The following is a 15,629-nucleotide window of genomic DNA, read 5'->3' on the forward strand; positions in this document are numbered from 1 at the left end:
GGCTATTTTTCCTTTTTAAGGATGGAACTCATCAGGGAAAAACTCTGGTTCAAAGTGAATTTTTCAGAAATGTCCTGACGCAGAAAATCGTTGATGGGCTTGATGAGTTTAATGGCCTGGTCTATTTCGGGATTGCTGCCCTTGACGTAGGCTCCGATATTGATCATGTCTGCAACCCGGTTGTAGGCAGCCAGCAGTCTGATGATTTTCTGGCCGTGCTTGATGCTGTCTTGTGGAGCCACATCGCTTTTAAGTCTGCTGACGCTTTTGAGGACATCAATGGAAGGGTAGTGTCCCTGGTCAGCCAGTTCCCTGGTCAGGACAATATGCCCATCCAGAATTGATCTGACCGCATCGGCAATGGGTTCATTGAAGTCGTCTCCTTCGACGAGAACCGTGTAGATGCCGGTGATGCTGCCGGTGCTGTTCTTGCCGGTTCTTTCCAGTAATCTGGGCAGCTGGGTGAACACGGTGGGGGTATATCCCCTGGTGGTAGGCGGCTCACCCGCGGCCAGTCCAACCTCTCTGGCTGCCATGGCAAAGCGGGTGACTGAATCCATCATGAGCAAAACATCTTTGCCCTGATCCCGGAAATATTCTGCCACTGCAGTGGCAGCAAAGGCAGCCCGCATCCTGATCAGGGGCCCCTGGTCAGAAGTGGCTACCACCAGAACTGATTTGGCCAACCCGTCAGGGCCAAGGTCCTTTTCAATAAATTCAACAACTTCCCTGCCGCGCTCACCAACCAGAGCAATGACATTGACATCGGCTTCGGTATATCTGGCCATCATGCCCATAAGGGTGCTTTTGCCCACACCTGACCCGGCCATGATGCCCACCCTCTGTCCTTTACCCAGGGTAAGAAGGGAGTTGATGGCCTTGACCCCTACATCCAGAGGTTCATTTATCCTTGGTCTGTCCAGAGGGTTGATGGGCTCGGCATATAAGGGATAATATTTTTGAGGAACCAGGGGGGCTTCTTTTTGCAGCGGCTGACCAAAGGCGTTGATGGCCTGGCCGAGGTATTTTTTCCCCACCGGGATCAAGGGGGGCATGGAGGTGTTTTTGATGAGAGTGCCTGGCTTGATGCCGCGCATGTCTTCATAGGGCATGAACAGGACTGATCCGTTTCTGAATCCCACCACCTCCGCATTGATGGAATTGTTGTGATTATTTTCATCTGGCAGGAGTCTGCAGATGGAGCCTAAAGGTGCCTTGATGCCCTGTCCTTCCACAACCAGCCCGATGACCTTGGATACTTTGCCGTAAGTAAGGACCGGGTCCATATCGGAGAGAAGCTCCAGGCAGGTCTTGGCGTCCAGGGTCATGATTCGTCCTCATCCAAAGATATCCGATCCACTATCTCCTTGACCTGTTTATATCGACTGTCCAGGGTATTATCAGCTACTCCGCTGCCGTTTTCCAGGATCAGGCCGCCTTTTTTAATTTTTTCCGAAACCTTGACCCGGCAATTTCCAATGTCTGGATGCTTTTCCCTGGCTCTTTCCATCAATTCTTCAATAAGTTCCTGATCCTTTGGACTTACAGTGAGGCTGAGTTCCTTTCCCCTTTCAACCAGTTCCAAAGCTTGGTCCATGAGAATGCCAAGGATTTCAGCCCTGTTTTTCTCTATCTCTATCCCCAGGATCCTTTCCAGAGAGGTCCTGAGCACCAGAACCATATCCTGGCGGTACCTGGTCCATATTTTATGTTTTTCCTGTTTTAAATTGGCAAATATCCGGGCCACGTCCTTGCTCAGGCTTTCCTTGACAGTGTCAATTTCCCGGCGGGATTTGGAAAGGCCCTGCTCAAAGCCTTGTTCAGAGGCTTTTTGTTTGATCTCTTTGGCCTCAGCCATGGCTTTACTGATTATTTCCGAGGCTTTCTGTCCGGCTCGTTCCCTGACCCGTTCCAGGAATTTCTCCTCTGTTTCGGGAGTAGCCAGGCGAATCGAGTTCCTGGCTTCTAGATCCATTTCATCCAGGGCTCTGGACTGGAGGCCTATGATCACTCTGCCTCCCTTGAATTTAGGGGAAGCATCAGACAAGGACATCGCCACCTCCCTTGCCAGTGATAATAATCCGGCCTTCGGCTTCCAGCCGGCGGATTATCTTGACTACATTCTGCTGGGCACCTTCAACGTCACTTAATCTTACCGGCCCCATTATTTCCAGGTCTTCCCTGATCATGTTGGCAGCACGTTCAGACAGGTTTTTGAAGAATTTCTCCTGAAGGTCTTCAGTGGCCGTCTTCAGGGCAAGGGTGAGGTCCTCATTGCTGATTTCTTTCAGAACCTCGCGCACAGCCCGATCGTCAAGTTCCTGAATGTCCTCGAATACAAACATGAGCTGTCTGATTTCATCAGCCAGCTGGGTGGATTCCTCTTCAATATCGGATAGTACCTCTTCCTCAATGCTTCTTTCTACAGCATTCAGAATCTCAGCAACCGACTGGACTCCACCGACTTTACGTCCTTCCTTGGCACCCATGGCTATGAGCTGATTCTGCAGGACCTTGTCCACTTCCATCAGCATGTCTTCGGGAACAGCTTCCAGCTTGGCCAGACGCATGAGCACTTCAGCCCGGATTCCCGGAGGCAGGTTCTGAAGAAGTTCTCCAGCGCTTTCCGGAGGCAGGTGGCCGGCTATGAGAGAAAGGGTCTGGGGATGTTCGTTGCGCAGGATCTGGGCCAGGATCTTGGGACTGACATTGATCAGTTCTTTGAATGGCGTTGGCCCGGTTTCCATGTCCAGGGCCTCCATTACGTACTTGGCAGTGTCAGGATCCAGGAGCTTGGTCAGGAGCCGCTTGACCTGATCAGGTCCACCCATGAGCATTTCTTTGCCCAGGAGCAGGGTCTGGTTGAACTCTTTAAGAACCTCTTCAGCGGTCTCCTTGGGTACGCTCTCCATCTCCAGCATGGCTTTGGAGATCTTGGTGATCTCATTTTTATCCAGTTTCTTGAAGACATCTGATGTAAAGTTGTCTCCAAGGGCCAGCAAAAGAATGGCTGTTTTCTGGACGCCGCTCAGTCTACCGGGTGCAGCCACTTACGCCTTCTCCTCTTTAAGCCATTTTTTGACCACTGCAAAGGCCTGGTCAAAGTTTTCCTCAACCAGCTGGGCGGCAAAAGCCTTGATGTCCTCAATCCGTTTCTGGGCCTGCATACCTTCCAGTTCTTCTTCACTCATGGATGCGCCGATGGCCTCTCGTTCCTCACCCTGGGGCAGGCCGGCCATTTCCTCGTCTTCCTCGGCAACCTTGGGCTTAAGGATGGCCATGACTATAGGTCTTACCACCAGGAGAAGGAAAAGTAAAACCAGCAGGGCGTTAAGCAGGGGTTTGCCTATGGTCTGGAAGTAGTCACCCATAGTGTCCATGAAAGTTGGGGTGGGTTCAGGATCCGGGATTCCAAAGGAGATGTTGCTGACTTCGATATTGTCGCCTCTGGCGTTGTCAAAGCCCACGGCCCGTTCAACCAGCTGTCTGATTCTTTCCATTTCTTCCTGGCTGAGGGCTTCGTATACCATCTCGCCGGCCTCGTTGGGGACATATTTACCGTCCACAAGAACAGCCACGTTCAGTCGACTGACGTCACCCACGGAGCCGATTATATTCTGTTCTTCCCGGCTGATTTCAAAATTGGTGGTCCTGGTTTCCCTGGATGTTTCCTGAGATGTGGCCGGACCTGTGTATCCATCTCCGTGAAACGGGGCTTCTGGAACACCGGCTTCCATATGGGTTTCGCCTCGACTTTGCTCCTCTGAACGCTGCTCACTGCGAACCACGGAGCTGTCGGGATCGAACAGTTCCTTTCGGATGGTTCGGCGATTAAAGTCCAGATCTGCGTTGACTTTGGCTATAACCCGTCCCGGACCGGTAATGGGTGTAAGCATGTGTTCGATTCGGCGTTCAAGATTCTGTTGAAAAGCAAGCTGATACTCCAGCTGAGTGCTGCTCAACCCCTCCAGAGTGTCTGCCCTGGGCTGATAGAGCACTCTTCCCCGGGTGTCTGAGATGGTAACCCGGTCTGGGTCCATTCCTTCAACCCCGGTAGTGATCAGGTTGACAATGCTCTGGACCTGTCTGGAATCAAGGGTGCGTCCTGATCTGAGCTGCAGGACAATAGAAGCTGAGGGAGGGGTCTGTTCTTCTATGAACAGACTGCGGCTGGGAAGAACAAGATGGACCCTGGCCTGCTCCACTTCTTCGAACTCAGCAATGGTTCGAGACAACTCCCCCTGGAGAGCGCGTTGATAATTAATCCTCTGGACAAAATCGGTCTGGCCGATTCTGCTTTCATCAAACAGTTCAAATCCTATTCCGGAGCCGTGGAGAACACCCTCTCCGGCCACCACCAGCCTGAGTCGATGGACATCGTCTTTGGGAACCATCACGGTAGTCCCTCCATCAGTCAGACGATACCTGGAACCTTCCCTGTCCAGGATATTCATTACCCTTGAGGCGTCTTCGGTGTGTAGGTTGGCATACAATACCTGGTAATCAGGCCTGGCCAGGAAAAACATGAGCAGAATAAAAGTCAGGATGACTGATGCTCCCAGTCCGGCCATAAGAATTTTCTGAGGCAGAGAGCTTCCCGTCCAGACGCTGGTGACCTTGGCCGTAATATTATCTAAGAATGGAGGCATGTTCGACCCCGTTTAAAAAGTTTTATTTTTTCAAGGAATTACCAAAATATCCCATATTTGACTAAAACGGCATGTGCATGAGTTCCTTATATGCCTCCATGACTTTTCCCCGGACTGCTGTGGTCATCTGCATGGCCACTCCAGCTTTCTGCATGGCAATCATCAGTTCATGGACGTTCTGATTTTCGCCTGAAGCAAAGGCCTTGATCATCTGGTTTTTTTCCGTCTGCATGGAGTTGACCTTGTTCAGGGATTTTTTCAGGGTGTCCGTAAAGTCATCATAGACCATGTTCTTTTTCTGGGACTCCTTGAGTTCGTTGCCTGATTCAAGGGCGCTGGTATAAGCTTTGATGGCCATGGGGGATATGCTCATTGGTAATGCTCCTTAAAAGAAAGATTCCGGTAGCTGACTTTGCTCAGGTAAAAAAAGAGCCGGCTATTAAACAGGTTATATGGCTGATGGTTTTAGATCAGCGGCCAATTTCAAGGGCCTTGTTATACATGCTCTTGGTAGTTGTTATGGCTGAAACATTGGCTTCATAGGTCCGCATGGCTGTAAGCATATTGGCCATTTCCTCGACCACGTTGATGTCAGGCAGGCTGACATAGCCCTCCTGGTTTGCATCAGGGTGGCCCGGGTCATAGACCTGTTTAAATGGCCTGTTATCGTTGAGGACAGCCTTGGCCTTGACGCCGCGAAGCTCTCTTTCAAGTTCGGTCTGCATGGCTTTGGCAAAAGGAGTTTCCACTGGCACGGCCTTGAATAATACGGTCTTGCGTTTATACGGTCCCCCCTCTGGTGTGCGGGTGGTGTTGACGTTGGCCAGATTCATGGAAATGGTATTCAGGTGGGTTCTTTCAGCACTTAAGGCTGAAGCTCCGATATCAAGGGATTTCATAAAGCTCATTATCTTCCTCCTTCAGTGATGGCCGTTTTCAGGCCTTCGAAGTTTTTCTGCATCACCTGGGTAAGGGCATTATACATCAGGGTATTCTTGGCCATGATGGCCATTTCCTTATCCAGATCCACAGCATCTTCCCCCTGGTAGACCCTGGGTTCAATGCTTTTGAAAAAGTCCGGGCCAAAAGTGTTGGGATCAAACTTGGCTGGGAGATGCATTTTGTCGGTCCTGGTGACCCTTCCTTTGGAATCCAGGTCCAGAGCGGCCTGGAGACGCTCCTCGAATTCCACCCGCCTGGCCTTGTAGCCCGGTGTTTTGACATTGGCCAGGTTGGACGAGACAACATTTTGACGTTTGAGACGCATATCCAGAACCCTGCCGGTCAGGTGGATATGGGTTCCAAATAATGATTTCATGCTTTACTCCTGATATGTTTTGATCTGGTCGCTATTTTTGTTTTTAATACCCTAGCAACTCCTGTTCCATGTCCGGAGGATAAAGGGATAAGGCGACGAATTTCAGGATAAAAAATGTACATAGGGATGTGGCATGTTTGTTGCTTCTGCCTATGCAGAATGTAATTGATAACTTGCGGAGGAGAATTATGAGCAACAGTCTTGATTATGAAATCAACAAGGAACTTGGAGAATGCTATCTGTTCATGGGTGAGCTGGACAAGGCCGAACAGTATTATCAGAAGGCTGCCGGATCCAACGGGGTTCATGCCGATCCATTTATCGGACTGGCCACTATAGCGGTTCAAAAGGGTGAGTTAAAAAAGGCAGGAACCTTATATGAGAAGGCCTCAAAGGTCGAACCCAATGACAAGGCTTTTGCCGGGCTTGGGCTTATCGAGTCTGAGATCGGTTCCAAAGAGCGGGCCTATGGGCTGTTTGAGGAATCTCTGAAGCTTAATCCCGGTAATCTCATTGCTCTGTACGGCCTTGTTCAGGTCGGGCACTCCCTGGGGAGGATTGAGTCAGTCATTGAATATCTGGAAAGAGCTCTGGAAATGGACCCTGGAAAGATAGATGTTCGCTTTTCTCTGGCTGGTTGTCTTAAAAGCCTTGGAAGGATCCAGAATGCCAGAGAGCATATTGAAATAATTCTGGAAGCTGATCCGGAAAATCAGGCAGCCAAAGAGCTCCTGGCTGAAATTTCCTGACAGAACTCTCCTCCCGGTAAACAGCCGGTCCGGGCATCAGCCTGAAACCGGACCGGCTGAAATTGCCTGAAATATCTTGCCAGGCAAGATATTTTTTGGCATTTTTTTGTCTTCAGGGAGGAAGACGATGCAAATTTTGCCTGTTAAAAGAGCTTTGATCAGCGTGACCCATAAGGACGGTCTTGCAAAACTGGCCCGGTTTCTGGATGAGAAGGGTGTTGAGATTGTCTCTACCGGGGGCACTGCCAGACTTTTGCAGGAGCAAGGCATAGCTGTGACCAGAGTAAGCGATGTTACCGGATTCCCGGAAATTCTGGGCGGCAGGGTCAAGACTCTGCACCCTCATATTCACGCCGGCATCCTTGCTGACAAGGATGATCCGGATCATTCCGGAACCATGAAGGAACTGGGGATTAATTTTTTTGATCTGGTTTGCGTCAACCTGTACGATTTTGCCCGAGCAGTTGCTGATGATGCTGATGCCAGAGAAGCAGTGGAAAAGATCGACATAGGCGGCCCTGCCTTGCTGCGGGCCTCGGCCAAGAATTTTCACAGTGTATGCGTTCTTCCAGATCCAGGTTTTTATGATCCGTTCATGGAGATGGTTCAGAAGAAAGACGGTGTTGATCTTGCCTTCAGGCAGGAAACTGCTGCATATACCTTTGAAATGACCTCCAGCTATGATCAGATGATATCAAGGTATCTGCGAAAAAAATAGCTGGCAGGGAGGATTATCCATAGCTAAAAAACCTCATGGGAACCTGACCGGCCTGAAACCGAGCCAGGTGAAAGCGTTATCCAGGCTTTACTTCAGGGTCTATCCCTCCTGTCCCGGATTTACCCCTGAGCAGTTGTACGAGCTGGCAGGGATATCCCACCAGCTTAAGAGACAGGTCGGTCTGCTTATAGATCGTCGGGGTCATGTACTCATGGTCCTGGTGGGTGACCATGAAGGGATTCTCATCCCCAGGCTGGAAAGATTTCGTCAAAGTTCCGGCAGGCTCCGAGGGATAAGGCTCATTCATACCCACATCAATTCGTCTCCCCTGACCAGGGAAGATCTCATGGACATGGTCTTTCTGCGTCTGGATTCAGTTTCTCTTCTGACCCTGGACCGGAACGGAGAGCCAGACCTGTTTCAATGGGCTCACTTATTGCCCCCTAACCCCAAAAATGATCCCTATCTGGTGCATGATCCGGTTCATTGGACCATGGTGGACTTTGATTTCCGGGAAAACGCCGACTCTCTGGAAAAAGAGCTGGACCGGACTGGTGCAGTCCTTGCTCCTGGGTCCGGAGGCGAGGGCCGGGCCATTCTGGTTAGCGTGGACACTGCTCCCAGGAAGGAGCAGGAAAAGTCACTGGCTGAGCTGGCGGCTTTGGCTCAAACCGCAGGGCTTGAGGTTGGAGAAACCATGATTCAGAGGGTCCCCAGGATTAACCCCAGGTTTATAATGGGCAAGGGCAAACTTTCGGAACTGGAGGTCATGGCCCTCCAGCACGGTGCCTCCATAATCGTGTTTGACCAGGAACTTACTCCTTCCCAGCTCCGGAACATTGTTCAGGTTACTGATCGTAAGGTTCTGGACCGGACTCAGCTTATCCTTGACATATTTGCCCAGCATGCCACCACTAAGGCCGGCAAGCTGCAGGTGGAAATGGCCCAGCTCAAATACACGCTGCCAAGACTCATCAAACAGGACAGGGCGTTGAGCAGACTGGCCGGAGGGATTGGTGGCCGGGGTCCGGGCGAAACCAAGCTGGAGTTGGACAGACGGAAGATCAGAGACAGGATTAAAAAAATCAAGGATGATCTCAGAGCCCTGAGAAAGCACAGGCAGAACACTAGATCAAAAAGACAGCAGGCTGATGTTCCGGTGGTGTCCCTGGTTGGCTACACCAATGCAGGCAAGTCCACCCTGCTCAACACCCTCACCCACAGCCATATCCCGGCTGAGGACAAACTTTTTGCCACCCTTGACCCCACCAGCCGGAGGATTCGTTTTCCAGAAGACATGGAGGTGATTCTGACCGACACTGTTGGGTTTATCAGGGATCTGCCCCAGGATCTGCAGGAGGCGTTCATGGCCACTTTAGAAGAGCTTTCTCAGGCCAGGGTGCTTATCCATGTGGCAGATGCCTCCCATGCTGATGTCCAGGAACAGACTCTAGCCGTAGAAAAGATCCTTGAAAGCCTGGATCTGGATTCCAAAGATCTGATTCTGGCCTTGAACAAATGGGACCAGGTCAGTCCTGAACAGCGTATTGCTCTGTTAAGGAACCATCCTCAGGGGATACCGGTTTCAGCCCTGGACAGAGCCAGCCTGACTCCTCTGGTGGAGGCTGTGTCCAGGCTGATAAAGACCGGACCGGATATTTCTGGTAAACAAGAGGTGAATTAATAGTTATTTTATGGTTAAATAAACTGATCAGAAAGTTGAATGGTTATCAGCCACAAAAAAAGGACCCCTCTTAAGAGGAGTCCTTTTTTATTTATTTGGGTGGAAAAGGCGCTATTCTTCAGTTTGAGTGCGACGCCAATTGCTTTCTTCACCGCTCAGAAGACGATGGATATTCTCTTCATGTCTCCAGAATACCAGGCCAAGAATTATCAGGGAAACCAGAATATAGGCAAAGTTGCCTGTAATAAGAAACAGGACCGGAGCCGAGCTGACCAGTGCCAGGGAACCGAGAGATACAAAGCCGGTCAGGTAGATTACAGCCAGACAGATTCCAATGGCCCAGACTGCGGCACCCGGAGCAAGGGCCAGGAATACTCCAACGGTCGTGGCCACGCCCTTCCCGCCTTTGCCATACAGGAATACGGAGTACATATGTCCAATGATAACAGCTAAGGCTGTCAGGGAGATGAAAATGGCCGAGGAACTGAACTTATAGGCTATCATGATGGGCATGTAACCTTTGAAGATGTCCAGCAGCAGTACGGCGAATCCGTATTTGAACCCGCACAGCCTGGCCACATTGGTAGCACCGATGTTTTTGCTGCCTTGCTGGCGGGGATCGATTTTGCAGAAGGACTGGGCTATCAGGATGCCGAAGGGCAGGGAACCAAGGATGTAGCATAAGCCAAGCCAGATTATGGTTACCATTATTTACTCCTTGTTATTTTAGCTGTGATCAGCGATTTATGTTTACTGATGGTCATGCTGCCAGGAAAAGAAACTTGCCATTGTCTCAGAATCAATGTGTAATAATGATTACTGTCAGTTCAGTCCCGGCAGTTGGATGATTTGCAAAATCCCATAAAATATAACCGGAGCAGTCGAAAAAGTAAAATTTATTTTTTCGGGAAAAACTTCTTGCCAATTTCATGACCCTCATATATAAGCCTTTACTCGTGCTTAGTCAGCCGAGGTAGCTCAGTCGGTAGAGCAGGGGACTGAAAATCCCCGTGTCGGCGGTTCAATTCCGTCCCTCGGCACCATGAATTTTTAAAAAGCCTGTACCTTTGTGGTGCAGGCTTTTTTTTGGGCTGCTTTAGGGGTTCTGGATTTATGGCCATTCGATGCATTACCGGCTAGATTAGTTGAGGTGGTTTTAAAAGTAGGATACTGATAACCTGGCAAAGGCAGCCACTTTTAAGGCTGCAGGCATTTTTTTGCTGAGGCGGTCAGGGACTCATGAGAAAACATATTCACATCCATATCGGTGAATGCAGAGCCAGCAGAGAGCCGGCTGTTCTTCACACCATCCTTGGATCCTGCGTGGCTGTCTGCCTGTTTGACTCTGTCCGTCGGATCGGAGGGATGAATCACATCCTTTTGCCGGGCAAGGCCGATCTGAAAAAATTTGACGTATCCGCCAGGTACGGGGTCAATGCCATGGAGATACTCATCAACGAGATGATGAAGCTGGGGGCGGCGCGAAAGGACTTTATTGCCAAGGCTTTTGGAGGGGCGCACATGATTCCTTCCATATCCAGGGACAATGGCGTGGGCAGGAAGATCGCATCCTTTGTCCTGGAGTTTTTGCGAAATGAGCATATCAGAATAGTGAGCAGTGATTTGGGAGGTGTTGAGTCCAGGAAGATACTCTTCTATACTGACACTGGAGAGGTTTTTCTCAAAAGGGTTCCTTCCGGCTATGTCAGCAGACTGGCTCAAAGGGAACAGGCCGAGTCAGCCCGGATCAGGCAGGAGTCTCAGCAGGCAGGGGATATTACCCTGTTTGATAAGTAACTGAGTCAACTTAATTGTCAAAGCTGGTTTCGAGCACTTTTTGCAGTTTGCTGAGCAGATCCTGGAAAGAATATGGTTTCTGGAGGTATCCTTTGATTCTGGTTGAGTCGAGGCGCATTTCCTTATCCGGGTTATAGCCGCTGGAGATGATCACCTTGACTGCAGGGTCAAGTTTTGACAGGCGGCTGTAGGTTTCAATTCCATCCATCCTGGGCATGGTCAGGTCAAGAAGCACGCAGGCAATATTCTGGCCGTACTTCTGGTAGGCGGAAATGGCTTCTATGCCGTCAACAGCAGTGATGACCTGGTAGCCGGCATCCCTTAGCAGTTCAGCAGTAACCTGTCTGATGCCCTCTTCATCATCCACCACCAGGATGGTCTCTCCTCCATCCTGCCTGGCTGCTGGATACTCTACTTTCTGGGCCGGAGTCTTGGGGTCGGGTATCTGGTCCGGCAGGGGAATGAGGAGCCGGACTGTTGAGCCCCTTTCCGGGCTGCTGCTGATGGTCAGGGTACCATTATGCTTGCGGGCAATGGTTTTGACTGCAGCCATGTCCAGCCCTCTACCCTCGGCTTTGGTGGAGAAAAAAGGGTCAAAAATTTTTTCCCGGCACTCTCCATCCATGCCTGCACCATTATCCTCAACCTGAATAAAGGCATAATGGCCCGGACCAGCTGGACTGGCAGAAAAGCTGGCTGATTCTCCCCCGGAAGAATGCAGGTAAAGTCCTGTACTGATCCGGATAAAACCATCAGGATGCTTTATAGCTTCACAAGCGTTGGAAAAGATGCTCTTTATTGCCTGTCGAAGCAAATCCCTGTCCGCCCGGATCCAGGGGATGGACTGGTCCAAATCAAGATCCAGCCGGCAGTTTGAACCGCACATTTGGAGCAAAACATCCTTGAGTTCAATAATTGTCCGGTTCAGATTAATAAGTTTTGGAAAGAATTTGCCTCTTCCTGAAAAACTAAGCATTTTTCCGGTCAGCTTTGAAGCCCGTTCAACAGCTTTTTCAGCCTGTCTGACTATGGTAGCCAGGTCTTGGGGGATGTGGCCAGCCTGAAGACAGGCATCCAGGTTGTTCCTGATAACCTGAAGCAGATTGCTGAACTCGTGGGCTATTCCTCCAGTCAGGACTTCAAGGCTTTGCCGGGAGGTGGAGTGCTGAATGTCCTGCTGTGCCTCGTCTCTTTTTTCGTTGTCTGAGTGTCTGCGGTGTGTAATATCTCTGACTATGACAAAAAAGCTTTCATGCGTTCCGATAAAGCCAAGTCTTATGCTGACCTCCACCCAGAATAGAGAGCCGTCTTTTTTTCTGGCCTGCCACTCCAGGGTGGTGAACTTTTCCTGCCTGACCCTGTCCATGAGTTTTTGGAGCATGGCTGGATTGTATGGGGGGATGCCTGAACTGAGGTTGGTCACAGAAAGGCTCAGCATTTCTTCCTTTGAATAACCATACATTTCACATGCCCGTTCATTGGCGTCCAGAATCCTGAAGGTCGGGCCATCATGGAGGATGACTCCGTCGTGAACCATGTCAAATATGGTTTTCAGGTACTCCTTGCTCTGCTGCAGCTTTTCCTGGGTATCTTTCCGGCGCAGGCACTCTACTTCCAGCTGTCTGACGGTTTTTGACAATTCCTGGGTTCGCTGAAGGACATATTCTTCCAGCTGATGCTGATTTGTGATCAATGATCCTTCCAGGGCCCGACTTTCGGTTATGTCCAGGATGATTCCACAGACCTGAGTTATTTCCCCTGACGAATCCCTGAAAATATCCAGGTGCTGTATTGCGGTCCTGAGACGGCGATCCCTGGTGGTAAACATGAATTCCACATCAGCGACTATTTTTCCGGCGCAGGCCCTGGAGATCTGTTTTTTCAGGGATTGAACTGAGGTTGAAGAGACATGGCTCAGGAAGAAGTCAAAGTCGGGTTCAATGGAAAAAGAGGGGTATCCCAGGAGATTGTACAGGTTGCAGGACCAAAGGTATGAGCCGGTGGCCAGATCTTTTTCCCAGAGGCCTTTCCAGGTGACGTGTCTGGTCCAGTCCAGGGATGTTTTGATGCTGGCTGAAAATTCCGGGTCCTGGGGGATGGGAGCTTTTGCAGAGGTAAAAAGGAAGAGTGAGGCTGGCTCGGTGTTTAACGCCCGACAAATTTTATGGATTACCTTAAATGACGGTGAGGAGATGCCTCGTTCAATTCTACCCAGGTACTGAAGGGAAATGCCGGCCTTTTCAGCCAAAACCGCCTGGGTCATGTTTTTGATGGAGCGCAAGAATTTCAGGCGGTTGCCGAATTCCATGGTCAGCATGCACATCTCCTGGTATGGTATCCTTTAGTCCTTAAAAAGCATAACCAGGAAATGTTTAAAACAACCTTTAAGGTTTCATTTTGCCTCCCAAAGGCATGCAGTAAATGGGACAGGAAGAAGGTGGTGAAGAATCGTCAGGATGATTGACCGGCCTGTTGGGCTTGGTCCGGGGTAGAGGCTTTAACGGTTTTTTCCAGGACGTAACCCTTTTCAAGAAGTCTTGTCTGTCTCCAGGAGTTGCCCTTGAATGCCGGAATGAGCATTATGAGCAGGTAGCCCATGAGGATCATTATGTCATAGGTGGCCTTCATGCCGGAATCAACGCCACCTGATTTGACTGCATTCTCAACAAAGGCCAGGGTGATGTAAATGGCGAACCATATCCCTGCGTACTTCCATAATTTTTTGTAGACCATCCAGATGATGCCAAAGAAAAAAGCCGGCCAGGAAAAGCCTTCCTTGACCGCTTCTAGGCCCAGTTCAGGATGTCTGTACAGATTGAAAGTCTTCATGCTGGTGTCATCTTGGCAGGTGGATTAAATATTCATAAAGATGGCGCGCCCGGAGGGATTCGAACCCCCGGCCTGCGGATTCGAAGTCCGACGCTCTATCCGGCTGAGCTACGGGCGCCCGGTGGGCCAGACGGCTTGGCAAACCTTTCAACTATCCCGGCCCAACAGTGTGAAAGACTTAATGATTGTTGTTTTCCTTGTGCGGGCCGTGTTCGCTGTGGAAACCTTTAAGAATCAGGCCCAGTACAATTAAAGCCAGAGCCAGGATAAAACCTTCAAACATAATGCCTCCCCTGGTAAATTTTTATGCTGCATGGTTAAGACGTATCAGGCAAGTTAATTATTTTTGCATTGTTATGCAACAGTTTTTTATTTGGGCCGATTTGGTTTTTTAATGGTACGTAAATTGAAAAATCTTGAGCTTGAGTACATTGTGGGTTAAGAATTTCAGAACAGGTCTGGTTGGGGAGCATATATCTTTTGTTTTATAGTGCAGCTTTTGGCAGGGCTCCCGACCTGTCCAACAGTTTATTCACGGGGGATTTTTGTGCGATTTATCAATGTATTTCATATAATTTTATTGACTGGGCTGCTATGGATGCCTTTTAGCAAAGTTTCGGCCCAGGAGATCATTGATCTTGAGGATGCGGTCATAATGGGACTTGAACGAAATCAGTCCATTCAGGCGGTGCGCGAAGCCCTTAAAGGGTCAGAGTATGGAGTAAAGTCTGCCCGGGGGGCTTTCGGTCCAAGGTTCAGTACCAGTTATGCCTATACAAGACTGGATGAACACCCGTCAGGAAGAGATCCGGTTACCCAGAGAACCATCCGGGACTCCAGGGATGTCTGGACGTTGAATTTTAACATCCATCAGCCCCTCTTCACTGGATTCAACATTCTCAGCAGCTACCAGAAGGCCAGGCTGGGCAATGAACAGGCTGAATCCCAGCTGGATCGGGCTGAGCTGGCGCTGGTCCTGGAAGTGCAGAGTACCTTTCTGGATCTGCTGGCAGCCAGGGAATCGGTCCGGGTGGCCAAGGATTCCCTGACCCGGCTGAAATCTCATCTCCAGGTCAGTCAGTCCTATTATGAAGTCGGGCTAGTACCTAGACTTGACGTGCTTCAGGCCCAGGTGGACGTGGCCCAGGCAGAGCAGGATCTTATTTCTGCAGAAAACAGTGTGGACAATCTCACTGCCAGGTTGAACATGCTTCTTCATCTTCCTCTGGAACAAGAAGTCTTTTATCAGGGTGAACTGGAGTATATTCCTTTTGTCCTGGACCTGGAACAATGCAGGCAAAGAGCCCTTGCAGCCAGGCCGGATATCTTTATTGCTGATAAAAGCGTCCAGATGGCTTTAAGGGACGAGAAAATCACGGCCAGTTCGTTTTATCCCCAGGTGGGAGCCAATTTTGACTATTACCGGCGAGGAGATGATCCATCAGTCAGCGGAAGCACTCTTCAGGACCGCAGCGAGTGGAGGGCTGGAGTTCAGATGCAGTGGACTCTCTTTGAATGGGGCAAGACCTATTATGCCCACAAGCAGGCCGGACAATACACAAAGCAGCTCATGGCTGAATATGAACACCTGCTGAAAAGTGTGGTTTTTGAGGTGAAATCTGCTTATCTCCAGATTGGCGAGAGCCGTAAAAGGATTGCTGTTGCCAGGCAGGCCCTGGAGGAAGCCAGAGAAAGCTATCGGATGGCTGTGGCCAGGTATGAAGCCCAGGTGGGTACTAACACCGACGTCCTGGATGGCCAGGCCAGACTTTCCAGTGCTGAGGGCAATCTGATCAGAGCCAATGCCGACTATCTCAAGGCCCTGGCTTCCATCTACAATGCCATGGGAGAGAAGAATATCTCATTGGCAGGCCATTAATTCTTC

General features: G+C 50.1%; 15 protein-coding genes and 2 tRNA genes. 6 read left to right on the forward strand and 11 right to left on the reverse strand.

The features are described 5' to 3' along the window. Positions 1-2: 2 nt before the first annotated feature. From P771_RS0103465 to flgB, 7 genes are all read right to left on the reverse strand, one after another. Positions 3-1,328, reverse strand: coding sequence for a FliI/YscN family ATPase (locus P771_RS0103465; protein ID WP_028574040.1), 1,326 nt, complete (start codon positions 1,326-1,328; stop codon positions 3-5). Beyond that, the gene (locus P771_RS0103470) at positions 1,325-2,053 is read right to left on the reverse strand and encodes a FliH/SctL family protein (protein WP_028574041.1); all 729 of its coding nucleotides are present in this window, start codon (positions 2,051-2,053) and stop codon (positions 1,325-1,327) included. Before P771_RS0103470 ends, P771_RS0103465 begins: the two co-directional genes overlap by 4 nt. Continuing rightward, positions 2,040-3,050 (reverse strand): flagellar motor switch protein FliG, encoded by a 1,011-nt coding sequence (fliG, locus tag P771_RS0103475; RefSeq protein ID WP_028574042.1) that lies wholly within the window; start codon positions 3,048-3,050, stop codon positions 2,040-2,042. The genes P771_RS0103470 and fliG overlap by 14 nt, the downstream gene beginning before the upstream one ends. Then, complete coding sequence (gene fliF / locus P771_RS0103480; protein WP_028574043.1) at positions 3,051-4,649, reverse strand: flagellar basal-body MS-ring/collar protein FliF; 1,599 nt, start codon at positions 4,647-4,649, stop codon at positions 3,051-3,053. It abuts the gene before it with no gap. Between the two features lie 61 nt (positions 4,650-4,710). Then, positions 4,711-5,022 carry a flagellar hook-basal body complex protein FliE gene (gene fliE / locus P771_RS0103485; protein WP_028574044.1) on the reverse strand — a complete coding sequence of 104 codons (312 nt, stop codon included), beginning with the start codon at positions 5,020-5,022 and terminating at the stop codon, positions 4,711-4,713. A 97-nt stretch (positions 5,023-5,119) separates the two neighbouring features. After that, complete coding sequence (gene flgC / locus P771_RS0103490) at positions 5,120-5,557, reverse strand: flagellar basal body rod protein FlgC (protein WP_028574045.1); 438 nt, start codon at positions 5,555-5,557, stop codon at positions 5,120-5,122. Next, positions 5,557-5,967, reverse strand: coding sequence for a flagellar basal body rod protein FlgB (gene flgB / locus P771_RS0103495; protein WP_028574046.1), 411 nt, complete (start codon positions 5,965-5,967; stop codon positions 5,557-5,559). Before flgB ends, flgC begins: the two co-directional genes overlap by 1 nt. A 188-nt stretch (positions 5,968-6,155) precedes the next feature. Here flgB and P771_RS0103500 point away from each other — a divergent pair, with 188 nt between their 5' ends. From P771_RS0103500 to hflX, 3 genes are all read left to right on the forward strand, one after another. Beyond that, positions 6,156-6,716 (forward strand): tetratricopeptide repeat protein, encoded by a 561-nt coding sequence (locus tag P771_RS0103500; RefSeq protein WP_028574047.1) that lies wholly within the window; start codon positions 6,156-6,158, stop codon positions 6,714-6,716. Between the two features lie 127 nt (positions 6,717-6,843). Further along, positions 6,844-7,434, forward strand: a complete 591-nt coding sequence (locus P771_RS0103505) for an IMP cyclohydrolase (RefSeq protein ID WP_028574048.1) — start codon at positions 6,844-6,846, stop codon at positions 7,432-7,434. A gap of 67 nt (positions 7,435-7,501) precedes the next feature. After that, positions 7,502-9,118, forward strand: coding sequence for a GTPase HflX (gene hflX, locus P771_RS16320; protein WP_150112119.1), 1,617 nt, complete (start codon positions 7,502-7,504; stop codon positions 9,116-9,118). Between the two features lie 111 nt (positions 9,119-9,229). Here hflX and plsY read toward each other — a convergent pair whose 3' ends face one another. Continuing rightward, positions 9,230-9,826, reverse strand: a complete 597-nt coding sequence (plsY, locus tag P771_RS0103515) for a glycerol-3-phosphate 1-O-acyltransferase PlsY (protein ID WP_028574049.1) — start codon at positions 9,824-9,826, stop codon at positions 9,230-9,232. 259 nt (positions 9,827-10,085) lie between these two features. Between plsY and P771_RS0103525 the strand changes: the two genes are divergently transcribed. Further along, positions 10,086-10,161: transfer RNA gene (locus P771_RS0103525), tRNA-Phe, on the forward strand. A gap of 196 nt (positions 10,162-10,357) precedes the next feature. Further along, on the forward strand, positions 10,358-10,915 hold the full coding sequence (locus P771_RS0103530; protein WP_028574050.1) for a chemotaxis protein CheD: 558 nt from the start codon (positions 10,358-10,360) through the stop codon (positions 10,913-10,915). Positions 10,916-10,925: 10 nt separating this feature from the next. Here P771_RS0103530 and P771_RS0103535 read toward each other — a convergent pair whose 3' ends face one another. The 3 genes from P771_RS0103535 to P771_RS0103545 form a co-directional block, all read right to left on the reverse strand. Next, positions 10,926-13,232: a PAS domain S-box protein gene (locus P771_RS0103535; protein ID WP_028574051.1), complete on the reverse strand. Its 2,307-nt coding sequence runs from the start codon at positions 13,230-13,232 to the stop codon at positions 10,926-10,928. Between the two features lie 134 nt (positions 13,233-13,366). Next, the gene (locus tag P771_RS0103540; protein WP_028574052.1) at positions 13,367-13,744 is read right to left on the reverse strand and encodes a DUF2628 domain-containing protein; all 378 of its coding nucleotides are present in this window, start codon (positions 13,742-13,744) and stop codon (positions 13,367-13,369) included. A 41-nt stretch (positions 13,745-13,785) separates the two neighbouring features. Next, positions 13,786-13,862, reverse strand: a tRNA-Arg gene (locus P771_RS0103545). A 480-nt stretch (positions 13,863-14,342) separates the two neighbouring features. Between P771_RS0103545 and P771_RS0103555 the strand changes: the two genes are divergently transcribed. Continuing rightward, positions 14,343-15,623, forward strand: coding sequence for a TolC family protein (locus P771_RS0103555; protein ID WP_051617082.1), 1,281 nt, complete (start codon positions 14,343-14,345; stop codon positions 15,621-15,623). The last annotated feature ends 6 nt before the right edge of the window (positions 15,624-15,629 follow it).

Origin of the sequence: Desulfonatronovibrio hydrogenovorans DSM 9292 (assembly GCF_000686525.1) — a bacterium.
GTDB classification, from domain to species: domain Bacteria; phylum Desulfobacterota; class Desulfovibrionia; order Desulfovibrionales; family Desulfonatronovibrionaceae; genus Desulfonatronovibrio; species Desulfonatronovibrio hydrogenovorans.

Coding starts and splice junctions, on each gene's coding strand:
- P771_RS0103465 (WP_028574040.1), bottom strand. CDS start 1,328: ATGACCCTGGACGCCAAGACCTGCCTGGAGCTTCTCTCCGATATGGAC.
- P771_RS0103470 (WP_028574041.1), bottom strand. CDS start 2,053: ATGTCCTTGTCTGATGCTTCCCCTAAATTCAAGGGAGGCAGAGTGATC.
- fliF (WP_028574043.1), bottom strand. CDS start 4,649: ATGCCTCCATTCTTAGATAATATTACGGCCAAGGTCACCAGCGTCTGG.
- fliE (WP_028574044.1), bottom strand. CDS start 5,022: ATGAGCATATCCCCCATGGCCATCAAAGCTTATACCAGCGCCCTTGAA.
- flgC (WP_028574045.1), bottom strand. CDS start 5,557: ATGAGCTTTATGAAATCCCTTGATATCGGAGCTTCAGCCTTAAGTGCT.
- flgB (WP_028574046.1), bottom strand. CDS start 5,967: ATGAAATCATTATTTGGAACCCATATCCACCTGACCGGCAGGGTTCTG.
- P771_RS0103500 (WP_028574047.1), top strand. CDS start 6,156: ATGAGCAACAGTCTTGATTATGAAATCAACAAGGAACTTGGAGAATGC.
- P771_RS0103505 (WP_028574048.1), top strand. CDS start 6,844: ATGCAAATTTTGCCTGTTAAAAGAGCTTTGATCAGCGTGACCCATAAG.
- plsY (WP_028574049.1), bottom strand. CDS start 9,826: ATGGTAACCATAATCTGGCTTGGCTTATGCTACATCCTTGGTTCCCTG.
- P771_RS0103530 (WP_028574050.1), top strand. CDS start 10,358: ATGAGAAAACATATTCACATCCATATCGGTGAATGCAGAGCCAGCAGA.
- P771_RS0103535 (WP_028574051.1), bottom strand. CDS start 13,232: ATGCTGACCATGGAATTCGGCAACCGCCTGAAATTCTTGCGCTCCATC.
- P771_RS0103540 (WP_028574052.1), bottom strand. CDS start 13,744: ATGAAGACTTTCAATCTGTACAGACATCCTGAACTGGGCCTAGAAGCG.
- P771_RS0103555 (WP_051617082.1), top strand. CDS start 14,343: ATGCCTTTTAGCAAAGTTTCGGCCCAGGAGATCATTGATCTTGAGGAT.